1 protein-coding gene is annotated in these 575 nt (G+C 41.4%); it reads left to right on the top strand.

Annotated features, from left to right (window positions below; all coding sequences use genetic code 11):
* On the top strand, positions 1–575 hold a 575-nt coding region (locus AC1DTM_RS30905; RefSeq protein WP_477001755.1), incomplete at both ends, for an amino acid permease.

Below are 575 nucleotides of genomic sequence, written 5' to 3'. Positions count from 1 at the left end.
GCCTTGCAGCGAGTGATGTTACAGTAAGTCCATTTACACTTGTATTTGAAAAAGCGGGCGTTGCCTTCGCTGCTTCTGTTATGAACGCTGTTATTTTAACTGCAGTTCTATCTGCTGGTAACTCTGGAATGTATGCATCAACTCGTATGCTTTGGGATTTAGCTCGCCAAGGAAAAGCACCAAAGTTCTTAGGCAAATTAGATAGCCGCGGTGTACCTGTTAACGCATTAATCGCAACATCAGTAGTTGGTAGCGTCGCTTTCATCGCTTCTTTATTCGGTGACGGTGTTGTATACATTTGGTTATTAAATGCTTCTGGGATGTCAGGATTTATTGCTTGGGTAGGGATTGCTATTAGTCATTACCGTTTCCGTAAAGCTTATATTGCACAAGGGAAAGATTTAAAAGATTTACCATATCAAGCGAAATGGTTCCCGTTCGGTCCAATCTTTGCATTTACACTTTGTGTTATCGTTATTTTAGGTCAAAACTACGGAGCATTTACGGGAGCAGCTATCGACTGGAACGGTGTACTTGTTTCTTACATCGGTTTACCACTCTTCTTAGTACTATGG

Source organism: Bacillus sp. P4_D3 (assembly GCF_056401855.1).
This window is presented reverse-complemented; position numbering and strand designations above follow the sequence as displayed.